Source organism: Micromonospora matsumotoense (assembly GCF_900091525.1).
Classification (GTDB): Bacteria; Actinomycetota; Actinomycetes; order Mycobacteriales; family Micromonosporaceae; genus Micromonospora; species Micromonospora matsumotoensis.
In genome coordinates, this window is the sequence record NZ_FMCU01000009.1 from 241,442 (window position 1) to 254,353 (window position 12,912).

Genomic DNA, 12,912 nt, shown 5'->3' on the forward strand with positions numbered 1-12,912 from the left:
GAAGCCGCAAGCTGGAGAGGTGTCGTCTGTGCGTACCAGATCAGGAGGCCGCGTGGCGGTGGCGGCGGCCCTTGCCGCGCTGCTCGCCTTCGGCGCGGGTGGTTGTGACGTCTCGGTGGCCGAGCCGGAGGCGCCACCAGGCAACGCCGGCAACGTGGGTGAGCAGCTCTCGGAGCTGACCGTCGCCGAGGCCGGTTCGATGAAGGGCTACAGCCGGAACCGCTTCCCGCACTGGCGGGACACCGGCAAGAACTGTGACGTCCGGGACAGCGTGCTCCAGCGGGACGGGAAGGACATCCGCCTCTCCGGCTGCAACGTGGTCGGCGGGCGGTGGGAGAGCGTCTATGACGGGCGGACCTTCACCGACCCCTCCGACGTGGACATCGACCACATGGTGCCGCTGGCCAACGCGTGGCGGTCCGGCGCGGACGAGTGGGACGACGCCAAGCGCGGCGACTTCGCCAACGACGTGACCCGGCCGCAGCTCTTCGCGGTCTCCGCCAGCTCCAACCGGTCCAAGGGTGACCAGGACCCGTCGCAGTGGAAACCGCCGAACCGCGCCTACTGGTGCACCTACGCGGAACACTGGGTAGCGGTCAAGCACCACTGGCGGTTGACGGTGACCAGCGCCGAGAAGACCGCCATCAGCGACATGTTGGGGGGGTGCACATGGGCGGGCAAGCGCTGACACCGGCCGACCCGGACGGTACCGACGCCGGAACCGACCCGGCCACACCGGCGGATGGGGCGGCCACCGCCGGGATGACCGCCGACGGCCGACCCGCCGGGTCGGCCGAGGTGCCCGGCGCGGGGATGACCGCCGACGCGGGTGGCACGGGTACGCCCCGCGAGCTGACCGCCGACCTGGTCGCCGGTCCCGGCGGGGTGATGACCGACGAGGTCGGCGTGGTGACCGGCGAGTTGACCCTGAAGACCCGGTACGCCGACGGCCAGGTCACCCTCGCCGTCCAGTACAAGGACGCCGACGAGTGGTACGCGGTGACCGGCGCGGCCGCCAAGCTGGCCGACCCGGCCGGCCTGGACGCCGTGCACACCGTCGCGGTCGCCCTGCTGCACCGCCCCGAGGGCTGACCCGCCCCGGCAGCGGACCGGCCGGCGTTCCCCGGCCGGTCCCGGGAGATCACCGCCGCTGCGGCCGCACCTCCGGCGGCCCGCGCACGTCCTACCGGCCGCCCGATCGGCGGAGCGCATGACGAGGGCACCCTTCCCGCGCTCGGGAAAAGGGCCCTCGCCGGCTGCTCACAGGGTGGGGATCAGCTCACCGGTGTCGCCCGGTGCCCCGCCGTCGTCCGGCCGGACCAGCTCCGGCTCCACCTCGTGCGGGCGGACCCGCCCGGCGGCGATGTCCTCGGCGAAGTGGCAGGCCACCCGGTGTCCGCCGACGACGTCGCGCAGCGCCGGACGCTCGTCGACGCAGCGGGTCGGCTGCGCCCACGGGCACCGGGTGTGGAACCGGCAACCGGGCGGCGGGTTGGTGGGCGAGGGCAGGTCCCCGGCGAGCAGGATCCGCTCCCGCCGGTCCTCCACCAGCGGGTCCGGCACCGGCACCGCCGACATCAACGCCCTGGTGTACGGGTGCATCGGCTCCCGGTAGAGGTCGTCGCTGGACGCCTCCTCCACCAGCCCACCCAGATACATCACCCCGACCGTGTCGGCGATGTGCCGGACCACCGCCAGGTCGTGCGCGATGATCAGGTACGTCAGCCCGCGCTCGTTCTGCAGGTCCTCCAGCAGGTTGAGCACCTGGGCCTGGATCGACACGTCCAGGGCGGAGACCGGCTCGTCGGCGACGATCAGATCCGGGTCGAGGACCAGCGCACGGGCGATCCCGATGCGCTGCCGCTGCCCGCCGGAGAACTCGTGCGGGTACTTGCTCAACGCCGACGCGGACAGGCCGACGGCCTCCAGGGTCTCCCGCAGTCGCCGGTTCGTCGCCTCCCGGTCGTCGGCCAGCCCGTGCGCCTTGAGCCCCTCCACCAGCAGCGACTCCACCGACTGCCGGGGGTCGAGGCTGGACAGCGGGTCCTGGAAGATCATCTGCATCCGGCGGCGGGCCGTGCGCATCGACTCGCCCTTGAGCGCGCGCACGTCGGTGCCGTCGAAGACGATCTCACCGTCGGTCGGCTCGATCAGCCGCAGCAGACCCCGGCCGAGCGTCGACTTGCCACAACCCGACTCGCCGACCAGCCCGTACGTCTCACCCGCGTTGATCGACAGCGAGACGCCGTCGACCGCGTAGACATATCCGACGGTACGGTCGAAGAGCAGGCCGCTCTTGATCGGGAAGTGCACCTTGACGTCGCGCAGCTCGATCAGCGGGCGCTCCCGCCCCGCCGCGTCGCCCGCCCCGGCCTGCCCGGCCTCCGCCTCGCCCTGACCGGTCTCCGTTCTCGGCGGCCCGGTCACGGCGTCATCCGTGCCCGGCCGCGGGGTCGCGGCGTCATCCGTGCCCGGCCGCGGGGTCGCGGCCTCGTCCATGCCCGGCCGCGGGGTCGCGGCGTCGTCCATGCCCGGCCGCGGGGTCGCGGCGTCGTTCTCCGGTCCGGTCCGCTCGGTCACGGCACCGCCACCTCCTCCGAAACGGGGTTGTTGCACCGCAGGTCGCCGCCGGAGGCGGTGGGCTCCAACGGCGGCGGGCCGTCCAGGCAGGCGTCCACCACGTTGTCGCAGCGCGGCGCGAAGGCGCAGCCCTCGACCCACGGGATGTTGTCGGCCACCGAACCACGGATCGCGTGCAGCCGCTCGCCCCGCGGCGAGTCGAGCCGGGGCACCGAGCTGAGCAACCCGTGCGTGTACGGGTGCCGGGGTCGGGCGAACAGCTCGTGCCGGGCGGCCCGTTCCACCACCCTGCCGCCGTAGAGCACGTTGACCGTGTCGCAGAGACCGGCCACCACCCCGAGATCGTGCGTGATCATGATGAGCGCGGTGCCGGTCTCGTCGACCAGTTGCTTGAGCAGGGTGAGGATCTGCGCCTGGATGGTGACGTCCAGCGCGGTCGTCGGCTCGTCCGCGATCAGCAGCCGGGGCTTGCAGGCCAGCGCGATCGCGATCAGGGCCCGCTGCCGCATGCCGCCGGAGATCTGGTGCGGGAACTCCGTCAGCCGCCGGTCCGGGTCCGGGATGCCGACCGCGTCGAGCAGTTCCCGGGCCTCCCGCAGCGCCTTGCGCCGGGCCATCCCCCGGTGCCGCTCCAGCACCTCGGCGACCTGCACCCCGATCGGGATGACCGGGTTCAGCGAGGAGAGCGGGTCCTGGAAGATCATGCCGATGTCCCGACCCCGCCGGTCCCGCAGGTCGTCCGGGCGGAGCCCGAGCAGGTCGGTGCCCTCGAAGAGCACCTCGCCGGTGACCCGGTTGCCCCGCTTCGGGAGCAGCCCCATGATCGCCAGACTGGTCACGCTCTTGCCGCAGCCGGACTCGCCGACCAGGCCGACGGTCTGCCCCGGCTCCACCGTGAAACTGACCTGGTCGACCGCCGTGAACGGCCGCTCGCCCCGGCGCTGGAACACCACGCTCAGATCGCGTACGTCGAGCAGGCTCATCGGGTCACTTCCTCACTGTGCTGGTCGTTCGCTCCCGACTGCGGTCGCCGGCCCACCGGGTGCCCGCCCGGTCCGGTGCCGCGGGCCACATCGGCCCGCCGTACCGTCGCCTGGCCGGACCGCGCACCGACCCACCGCACCGCCGTCACCGTCGGTTCTTCGGGTCGATCGCCTCGCGCATGGCCTCACCGAGCAGGGTGAAGCCGAGCGCGACCACGATGATCGCGAGCGCCGGATAGTAGGCCAGCTCGGGGCGGACCTCGAAGTAGCGCTGGCCGTCCACACCGAGCATCAGCCCCCACTCGGCCCGGTTGATGTCCGGGTCGCCGAGGCCGAGGAAGGACAGCGCCGCCGCGTCCAGGATCGCCACCGCGAAGGTCAGGGTGGCCTGCACGATCACCGCGGTCAGCGAGTTGGGCAGCATGTGCCGCAGGACGATGTTGCGTTCCTTGACGCCCAACGCCCGCGCGGCGAGGACGTGGTCGCTCTCCCGCTGGGCCAGCATCGAGCCGCGCAGCAGCCGGGCGAAGATCGGCACGCTGACGATCGCCACCGCGAAGATGACCGTCCACTGGCTCGACCGGCTGGCCATCGCGACCAGGGTGATCGCCAGCAGCAGGCTGGGCAGCGCCAGCATCACGTCGGTGAGCCGCATCAGCACCACGTCGACCCAGCCGCCGAAGGCACCGGCGACCGCACCGAGCAGCACGCCCAGGGTGAGGCCGATCAGGGTGGCGAGCACGCCGACGAAGAGGGTCTGCCGGCTGCCGTGGATCATCCGGGAGAAGAAGTCCCGGCCGAGCGGGTCCGAGCCGAACGGGTGCCCGGCGGTGGCGCCCGGGATGCTGTCCACGGTCAGGTCGCGGGTCAGCTCGTCGAAGCGCTGCACCGGGTCGTGCGGAGCGATCAGCGGGGCGAAGATCGCCACCAGCACGAAGAGCCCGACGATGACGGCGCCGACGATGGCCACCGGGTTGCGGCGCAGCCGACGCAGCGCGTCCCGGTAGAGGCTGACCCCACCCGGGTCCGCGGTGGCCCGCGCCAGCTCGTCCAGCCGGGCCCGCTTCCGGTCGCCCAGCCGGCCGATGCTGCGCTCCCTGTGGCCGGCCGGGCCGTCGCCGGGCTGGCCGGCCGGGTCTTCGGCGGACGTGCCGGCCGGGCTGTCGCCGGTGCGGGGCTTGCCCACGCCGGGGCGGGTGGTCGGGTCGGTCATCGCACACGCACCCTCGGGTCGATGAAGGCGTAGGAGAGGTCGACCAGCAGGTTGACCAGCACGAAGACCAACGCGGCGAGCAGGATGATCGCCTGGAGCACCGGGTAGTCCCGGCCGCCGCTGATCGAGTCGGTGATCAGGGTGCCGAGGCCGCCCCAGTTGTAGACCTTCTCGGTGAGCACCGCGCCGGAGAGCAGCGCGCCGGTCTGCAGACCGATGGTGGTGACCACCGGCAGCAGGGCGTTGCGCAGGATGTGCCGACCCCGGATGGTGCGGTGCCGCAGACCCTTCGCCTCGGCGGTCCGTACGTAGTCCTCGTTGAGCACGTCGAGCACGCTGGCCCGGGTGATCCGGACGATCACCGCCAGCGGGATGGTGGCCAGCGTGATCGCCGGCAGGATCAGGTGCCAGAGCGCGTCGGCGCTGGCGTCGAGCTCCCGGGTGAGCAGGCCGTCCAGGACGTAGAACCCGGTCACTGTGGTGTTGTCCATCCCGGTGCTGATCCGGCCGGATGGCGGGAACCAGTGGATGTCCTGGGTGAGGACGTCCTTGAGCAGGTAGCCCAGGAAGAAGATGGGGATCGAGATGCCGAGCAGGGTGCCGGCGATCGTCAGGTTGTCGAGGAGTCGGCCCCGGTAGCGGGCGGCGAGGTAGCCCAGCGGCACGCCCAGACCGACGGCGATGATCATGGCGGCGGCGGCCAGTTCGATGGTGGCCGGGAAGGCGCGGGCGATGACGTCGGTCACCGGGTCACCGGAGCGGATCGAGTTGCCCAGGTCCCCGGTGAGGACCCGCTGCATGAACTTGCCGTACTGCACGAGGATCGGCTGGTCGTAACCGAGGGCCTTGATCAGCAGCGCCCGCCGCTCCGGAGTGGCCCGCTCGCCGAGCAGCGCCTCGACCGGCCCGCCGGGCAGGTTGCGCAACCAGATGAAGATCAGCGCGGACAGCGCTATCAGCGTCACCACCAGCTGCAGCAGGCGGCGGACTATGACTCGCAACATCTCTCACACACCAGACTCTCGATGTTCGCGGCATCGGCCCGGGCCGGCACTTGCTCCCGACCCGGGCCGATGCACGCCTACGGCGTCAGCCGACGGACGTCACTTGCTGACGCTGACCGTGTTGAACCGCTCGTCGGTCAACGGGCTGGCGGTCAGCCCCTGGACGTCCTTGGTGACGACGATGGCCGGCGGGGCGTGCCAGACCGGCACGGCCGGCAGCCACTTGGCGGCGATGTCGCGGTTGACCTGCTCCCAGGCCGCCTTCTTGCCCGCCTCGTCGACGGTGCCGTCGGCCTTGGCGATGGCCTCGAACATCTCGGTCATGGCCTGGTCGCCGAACTCGACCTTGCCCCGGCCGAAGAAGGTGCCGACGAAGTTGCCCGGGTCGTTGTAGTCACCGGTCCAGCCGAGGATGTGCAGGTCCTGCTTGCCGAACTGCTGCACGTCGTCCTTGAAACCACCGTTCCACGGACGCGGCACACCGTTGACCTTGATGCCGACGGCCTGCAGGTCGTTGGCGAGGACGGTGAAGATCTCCTGCGGGTTCGGCATGTACGGCCGGGAGACGTCCGGCGGGTAGTAGAAGTTGAGGGTCAGCCCCTCGGCGCCGGCGTCCTTGAGCAACTGCTTGGCCTTGTCCGGGTTGTACTCGTACTTCTGCACGTCCGGGGCGTAGCCGAGCACGGTGTCCGGCATGAACTCGTCGGCGACCTTGGTGCCACCCGGGCCCTTGGTCTGCACGAGCTGCTGACGGTTGAGGGCGTAGGCGATGGCCTGGCGTACCCGCAGGTCCTTCAGCTTCGGGTTCTTCTGGTTGATGCCCAGGTAGAGGATGTTGAACGCCGGGCGGTCGAGGACCTGGAAGCCCTCACCGGAGAGCGCCTTGCGGTCGGCCGGGGCCGGGAAGTCGATGCCCTGGACGGTGCCCGCCCGCAGCTCCTGCTTACGGGTGTTCTCGTCCTTGATCACCTTGATGATGACCTTGTCGACCTTGGCCTTGTCACCCCAGTAGTCGGGGTTGCGGTTCAGGGTGATCTCGTTCTTGGCCTTGTCCCAGCCGCCGAACGTGAACGGACCGGTGCCGACCGGGGTGGTGGTGGCGAACGAGCTGTACTCGAAGGAGTCGCCGTTCTGCTTGACCGTGTCGGCGTCGCCCTTCTTGAGGGCGTCCGGGCTGGCGATCGAGAGCGCGGTCAGCGCGAACGCGCCGGGGAACGCGCCCTTGTACTGGTTCAGCGTGACGACGGCGGTGCCGTCGTCCTTCGCCTCACACTTGTTGTAGAGCGCCTGGCCGGCACCCTCGGCCTCGTTCTTGGCGAACCCGCCGAAGACGTCCTGGTAGTAGATCATCTGCGACTGGGCGGCGGCGCCCTTCATGTTGTACCAGCGGTCGAAGTTGTAGCAGACCGCGGCGGAGTTGAAGGGGGTGCCGTCGTGGAACTTCACGCCCTGACGCAGCTTGAAGGTCCAGACCTTGCCGTCGGGGTCGTGCTCCCAGCTCTCGGCCAGGCCACCCACCAGGTCAGCCGTGCCCGGCTTGTGCTGGATCAGCGTGTCGTACATCTGCCGGACCGGCCGGAACGACTCACCGTCGTCGTTGAAGATCGGGTCGAAGTTCTTCGGGTCACCAGCACCGGCGAAGATGAAGGTGCCGCCCGTCTTGGCCTCGCCACTGCTGTCATCGCCGCGGTCACTCTCCGCACAGCCGGCCGCGCCGACCGCCAGGGCTGCAACGGCCACGAGGCTCACGGCCGTCCTTAGCCTTCTCGCCTGCATCTCTCACCTCTGTCATCCGCCTGAACAACGCCGGTCCATGGCTCGGTCCGTGAGCGGGAGGCTATGACACGACACACCGAAGCGGAACGGCCGTTAGTCAATCGCTATCAACCCGACACCAAGCGCAAGGTCTGACACCGCCGGATCTACCGACAAACAGGACTGTCACAGCGACGCCGCCGAGCAATGCCCGGAAATCGCCCGAACATCCGAAACCATGCCCGCCGCCGGTCACCCGCCGTCACATCGGCCCGCTCCACCGCCCTTCACGGGGGTACGACAGAGGCCGGTTCGACCGCCGAACGTCCGGTTCCCGGGGATCCGCGAGTCGGTTCGGTGTGGCCTGGGCGTTCTGGGGTCGGCGTCCCGTGACCGGCGGCACCCCCACGACGGAATCCGGGCCGGCCCGGCGGCGTTACACCCTCCGTACGACCGCAGCAGCAACCCCCGCTGCCAGGCCCGACGCCTCCGCCCCCGGCGGAATGACGGTGGGCCGGCGGTCGTTACACCTGGTCCGGTGCCGCGAGTCCCCGCTCGTGCCGCCGCCGGCCTCCCCCTTCTGAGCGCCCCGTCGTGGTGCTTGCGTCGCGCCCCTCCCCCGGGGTGCGTCGCCAACCCCCGAATGGAGCTTCCCCATGAACACCACCATGCTGCGTAAGAGCGCCCTCGGTATCGCTGGTCTGGCCTTCGCCGGTGGCCTCGCCGCCGGCCCCATGAACCACGGTGCCCCCGGCACCGCCGCCCTGGACGCGAAGCCGGTCGCGGTGGCCATGCAGGCCGACAAGCCCGACACCGGCAAGCTGATCCCGCACGGCACCCAGGGCGACCAGTCCCGCATCGACCTCACCGACGAGCAGACCGCCAACGTCAAGGCGATCATCGCCGCCACCAAGAAGTCCGGCCTCGACGAGCGCGCCGCCGTCATCTCCATCGGCACCGCCCTGCAGGAGTCCAAGCTGGAGAACCTCGGCCACCTCGGCGACCGCAACGACCACGACTCCCTCGGCCTGTTCCAGCAGCGTCCGTCCTCCGGCTGGGGCACCCCCGAGCAGATCACCGACCCGATCTACTCCACGATGGCCTTCCAGAAGGGCCTCAAGCAGGTCGACGGCTGGCAGGACATGCCGCTGACCGAGGCCGCGCAGACCGTGCAGGTCTCCGCCTACCCCGACGCCTACGCCCAGTGGGAGAAGCAGGCCGCCGACCTCGTCGCCGAGCACTGGAACAGCTGACCGCACCCGCACCCTCGTAAGACACCGCTGGCCGGCACCCCACCCGGGGTGCCGGCCAGCGACATGTCGCAGTGGATCGTGGAGAGTCAGCGCCGGACCACCCGGGCACAGGGGGTTTCAGACCGCCCGGCGGCCCTCGAAGGCCCGGCCCAGGGTGATCTCGTCGGCGTACTCCAGGTCGCCGCCGACCGGCAGGCCGCTGGCGAGGCGGGTGACCGCGATCCCCATCGGCTTGACCATCAACGCCAGGTACGTCGCGGTCGCCTCGCCCTCGGTGTTCGGGTCGGTGGCGAGGATCAGCTCACGGATCGTCCCCGCGCTGAGCCGGGTCATCAGCTCGCGGATACGCAGGTTGTCCGGGCCGATCCCCTCCAACGGGTTGATCGCCCCACCGAGCACGTGGTAACGGCCCCGGAACTCACCGGTCCGCTCGACCGCCACCACGTCCTTGGGCTCCTCGACCACGCAGATCACCTCGTCGGTGCGGCGCGGGTCGCGGCAGATCCGGCACTGCTCCGACTCGGCGACGTTGAAGCAGGTGGTGCAGAACCGGACCAGGTCCTTGACCTTGCGCAGCGCGCCGGCCAGCCGGTTGACGTCGGCCGGGTCCGCCGACAGGACGTGGAACGCGATCCGCTGGGCGCTCTTCGGGCCGACGCCCGGCAGCCGCCCCAACTCGTCGATCAGGTCCTGGATGGCACCCTCGTACATCTGCGGGTCAGAATCCGGGCAGGCCGAGGCCGCCCATGCCGCCGGCCACCGGGCCCATCTTCTTGTCGGTCAGCTCCTTGGCCGCCTCGGCAGCGTTGTGCAGGGCCGCGACGACCAGGTCTTCCAGGGTCTCGACGTCCTCCGGGTCGACCGCCTTCGGGTCGATCCTGATGCCCTTGATCTCACCGGAGCCGGAGACGGTCGCGGTGACCAGTCCACCGCCGGCGGTGCCGGTCAGCTCGGCCTCGGCCAACTCGGCCTGCGCCTTGGCGATCTGCTGCTGCATCTTCTGCGCCTGCTTCAGCATCTGCTGCATGTTCGGCTGTCCACCTGGGCGCACGGATGGCTCCTTCTCGCACTCGTCTGCTCGGCCGCGCCCAGCCTAGTCGGGGGCGACCGGTGGTCCGGTCCGGGGAACGGCGCGTCAGCGCGCGTCCACCTCGTCGATCTTCTCGGCGCCGAACGCCTCGCGGAGCAACTGCACCGCCTGCTCCTCGCTCGACTGCCGGGCGGTCCGCTCGTCGATCACCTCGTCCAGCGGTTCGTCACCCGGGTCGAACCCCTCGTAGGCGGGAGTGGTCCGGGTCGCGCCCGACGTCCCACCAGCACGGGTCGGGCCGTCGTAGTCCGGGTCGTAGGGCGGCTCGCCGGCCCACTCCGCGTCCGCGGTCTTGCGCCCCGCCGGCGCGGGCCGGGGCCCCTTACCCGCCGCAGCTGCCCGCGCCGCCGCGATGGCGCTGCTCACCGGCGCGCCACCGGTCCCGGCCGTCGGCGGCGGCGACGTCGTCGCCGGACCAGCCGGCCTGGGTACGGCGGGCGCAGCAGGCACCGCCGGGGCGGCTGCCGTCACGGTCGCCGTCGCACCACCCGGGCGGGCGGGTTCGGGCCACTCGTCGGAAGCGGTAGCGACGTTGGCGGCTCCGCCGGGGCGGGCCGGTTCGGGCCAGCCCTCGTCGTCGTCCCCACCGACCGCACTGGCCGGGGTGGCCGGGGCGTCATCCGGCGCCCTGCCCACCTGGGCTGGGGGTCCTCCCGATGGGCGCACCGCACCGCCGCCAGCCGGGCCACCCTGGGCGGTCGCACCGGCCGAGCCGGCGAAGCCGGCGATGGAGCCCGTCGGGGCGGTGGAGCCCGCAGAACCGGCCGGGGCGGTGGAGTCTGCGGAGCCGGTCGGGGCGGTGGGGGCGGTCGGGGTACCGCCGGGCGAGCCGGCTGGACGAGCCGGGCCGGAGCCGGCGGGAGTTGGTGAGTTGACCGTGGCCGCACCACCGTTCGGGCCCCCACCACCGTTCGAGCCCGCTGGATGGCTGCTCGGACCCACCGGACCGCTCGGGCCGGGGCCGCTCAGTCCCGGGCCGCTCGCGCCCGGACCACCGCTCGCGCCCGGACCACTGCTCGGACCGGCCGGACCACCGGTGGCGGGCTCGGCCGGCGCAGTGGGTGGGGCGGGAGCCGGTCGGGCCGGGCGGGAAGGGGCGACGGGTGACGCGCCACCCCGCTCGCCGGCCACCTCGCAGCGGATCTGCCAACGACCGCCGAACTCCTCGTACAGCGCCTCCAGGAGCAGATCCGGCTCGGCGGACAGGGCCTGGGCATGGAACGGGTAGCGGAACGTGAGCAGGAGGGACTGTCCGTCCACCTCCCGGACGGTGGCCTCCCTCGCCCAGGCTGCCACCTTCTTGCTCTTCCGGCCGACCTTGCCGACGACGTCCGGCCACACCCGGCGCACCGCGACCGCGTCCAGGGCACCGGGTGCCGCGGCACCGGGTCGGGGCGGCTCGGGGGTGGCCGGGTCGGGCATCACCGCCGCGGGCGGCACCCGCCGGGCCACCGGGTCCGGGCCGTCCACGCCTGGGCCACCGGCCGTCGGGGCGGAGCCGTTCCGGGCAGAACCACCGGCCGTCGGGGCGGAGCCGTCCCGGGGCGGGCCGGCAGGGATGGGTGGGGCAGGTGGGGTGGAACCGGTGGGCCGGGAAAGGGCCGCCGCGGCAGCGGCGCGGGCGGCAGCCGCCCCGGACAGGGCATCGACAGCCGCCGGCGGGCCGGCGGTCTGCGGGTCGGGCGCGGCGGCAGCCGCGGCCGGGGCGGGAGGCTCCTGGCGTACCGCAGGAGTGTGGGTGGGGGGTGCGGAGCCGGCGGCGGCCGGCGGCAGTTCCCCGCCGCCCAGGGTGAGCCGGCGCTCCATCCGTTCCAGGCGCTGGAGCAGGGCGCCGGTGGCGTCGTCGACCCCGGGGAGCAGCATCCGGGCGCAGATCAGCTCCAGCAGCAGTCGGGGCGCGGTGGTGCCGCGCATGTCGACCAGGCCGTTGTGCACGATGTCGGCGCAGCGGGACAGGGTGGCCGGGCCGAGCCGCTGGGCCTGGGCGGCCATCCGCTCGATCTGGTCGGCCGGGCCGTCGATCAGGCCCTTGCCGGCGGCATCCGGCACCTGTTGGAGCACGATCAGGTCGCGCAGCCGTTCGAGCAGGTCGGAGGCGAACCGGCGCGAGTCGTGCCCGGCCTCGGCCACCCGGTCGACGGTGGCGTACGCCGCCGCGCCGTCCCCGGCGGCCAGCGCGTCGCACATCTCGTCGATCAGTGCGGCATCGGTGACGCCGAGCAGCGCGGCGGCCCGGGGATAGGTGACCCCCTCCGGGCCGGCGCCCGCGATGAGCTGGTCGAGCACGGAGAGGCTGTCCCGGGCGCTGCCGCCACCGGCGCGCACCACCAGCGGGAAGACCGCCGGATCGACCTTGACGCCCTCAGCCTGGGTGAGCTGCTCCAGGTACGGCCGGAGCAGCTTCGGCGGAATCAGCCGGAACGGGTAGTGGTGGGTCCGCGACTTGATCGTGCCGAGGACCTTCTCCGGCTCGGTCGTGGCGAAGATGAACTTGACGTACTCCGGGGGCTCCTCGACCAGCTTGAGCAGGGCGTTGAAGCCGGCCGACGAGACCATGTGCGCCTCGTCGATGACATAGATCTTGAAGCGGCTCTGGGCCGGCGCGAAGAACGCCTTCTCGCGCAGCTCTCGGGCATCGTCGACACCACCGTGGCTGGCCGCGTCGATCTCGATGACGTCGATCGAGCCGGAGCCGTCGACGGCCAGCGACCGGCAGGAGGCGCACTGCCCGCACGGCTCCGGGGTGGGGCCGTGCTCGCAGTTGAGCGAGCGGGCCAGGATCCGGGCGCTGGAGGTCTTGCCGCAGCCCCGTGGACCGGAGAACAGGTAGGCGTGGTTGAGCCGCCCGCTGCGCAGCGCCTGCGACAACGGCTCGGTGACGTGCTCCTGGCCGATGATCTCGGCAAAGGTGCGCGGCCGGTACTTGCGGTAGAGCGCCAGCGTCACTCGCCCCGCCTCCTCTCGACCGAGCCATTCTGCGCCGGTCGGGCGCGGGTGACCACCCACCACCCCGTGACCCGACCCGCAGGTACGG

General features: G+C 72.0%; 11 protein-coding genes. 3 read left to right on the top strand and 8 right to left on the bottom strand.

Annotation, left to right across the window (positions count from 1 at the left end; all coding sequences use genetic code 11):
- Positions 1-28 precede the first annotated feature (28 nt).
- Together GA0070216_RS19495 and GA0070216_RS19500 are read left to right on the top strand one after the other, a co-directional pair.
- Positions 29-688: an HNH endonuclease family protein gene (locus GA0070216_RS19495; protein WP_091247802.1), complete on the top strand. Its 660-nt coding sequence runs from the start codon at positions 29-31 to the stop codon at positions 686-688.
- Positions 670-1,092 (top strand): hypothetical protein, encoded by a 423-nt coding sequence (locus tag GA0070216_RS19500; protein ID WP_342670764.1) that lies wholly within the window; start codon positions 670-672, stop codon positions 1,090-1,092. The genes GA0070216_RS19495 and GA0070216_RS19500 overlap by 19 nt, the downstream gene beginning before the upstream one ends.
- A gap of 168 nt (positions 1,093-1,260) precedes the next feature.
- Here GA0070216_RS19500 and GA0070216_RS19505 read toward each other — a convergent pair whose 3' ends face one another.
- The 5 genes from GA0070216_RS19505 to GA0070216_RS19525 form a co-directional block, all read right to left on the bottom strand.
- Positions 1,261-2,580, bottom strand: coding sequence for an ABC transporter ATP-binding protein (locus GA0070216_RS19505; RefSeq protein ID WP_281190448.1), 1,320 nt, complete (start codon positions 2,578-2,580; stop codon positions 1,261-1,263).
- On the bottom strand, positions 2,577-3,563 hold the full coding sequence (locus tag GA0070216_RS19510; protein ID WP_091247804.1) for an ABC transporter ATP-binding protein: 987 nt from the start codon (positions 3,561-3,563) through the stop codon (positions 2,577-2,579). Before GA0070216_RS19510 ends, GA0070216_RS19505 begins: the two co-directional genes overlap by 4 nt.
- A 145-nt stretch (positions 3,564-3,708) precedes the next feature.
- Positions 3,709-4,776 carry an ABC transporter permease gene (locus tag GA0070216_RS19515; RefSeq protein ID WP_091247807.1) on the bottom strand — a complete coding sequence of 356 codons (1,068 nt, stop codon included), beginning with the start codon at positions 4,774-4,776 and terminating at the stop codon, positions 3,709-3,711.
- A complete protein-coding gene (locus GA0070216_RS19520; RefSeq protein WP_091247809.1) occupies positions 4,773-5,780 on the bottom strand; it encodes an ABC transporter permease in 1,008 nt (335 codons plus the stop codon). The genes GA0070216_RS19515 and GA0070216_RS19520 overlap by 4 nt, the downstream gene beginning before the upstream one ends.
- Before the next feature lie 99 nt (positions 5,781-5,879).
- Positions 5,880-7,556, bottom strand: a complete 1,677-nt coding sequence (locus tag GA0070216_RS19525) for an ABC transporter substrate-binding protein (RefSeq protein WP_091247811.1) — start codon at positions 7,554-7,556, stop codon at positions 5,880-5,882.
- Between the two features lie 635 nt (positions 7,557-8,191).
- On the opposite strand from GA0070216_RS19525, the gene GA0070216_RS19530 reads away from it, so the two are divergent.
- The gene (locus GA0070216_RS19530; RefSeq protein WP_091247814.1) at positions 8,192-8,788 is read left to right on the top strand and encodes a hypothetical protein; all 597 of its coding nucleotides are present in this window, start codon (positions 8,192-8,194) and stop codon (positions 8,786-8,788) included.
- A gap of 117 nt (positions 8,789-8,905) precedes the next feature.
- On the opposite strand, the gene recR is transcribed toward GA0070216_RS19530, so the two are convergent.
- The 3 genes from recR to GA0070216_RS19545 form a co-directional block, all read right to left on the bottom strand.
- On the bottom strand, positions 8,906-9,499 hold the full coding sequence (recR, locus tag GA0070216_RS19535) for a recombination mediator RecR (protein ID WP_091247817.1): 594 nt from the start codon (positions 9,497-9,499) through the stop codon (positions 8,906-8,908).
- 7 nt (positions 9,500-9,506) lie between these two features.
- Positions 9,507-9,815 carry a YbaB/EbfC family nucleoid-associated protein gene (locus GA0070216_RS19540; RefSeq protein ID WP_218108246.1) on the bottom strand — a complete coding sequence of 103 codons (309 nt, stop codon included), beginning with the start codon at positions 9,813-9,815 and terminating at the stop codon, positions 9,507-9,509.
- Between the two features lie 108 nt (positions 9,816-9,923).
- Positions 9,924-12,824, bottom strand: coding sequence for a DNA polymerase III subunit gamma and tau (locus GA0070216_RS19545; protein ID WP_091247820.1), 2,901 nt, complete (start codon positions 12,822-12,824; stop codon positions 9,924-9,926).
- Positions 12,825-12,912: the final 88 nt, after the last annotated feature.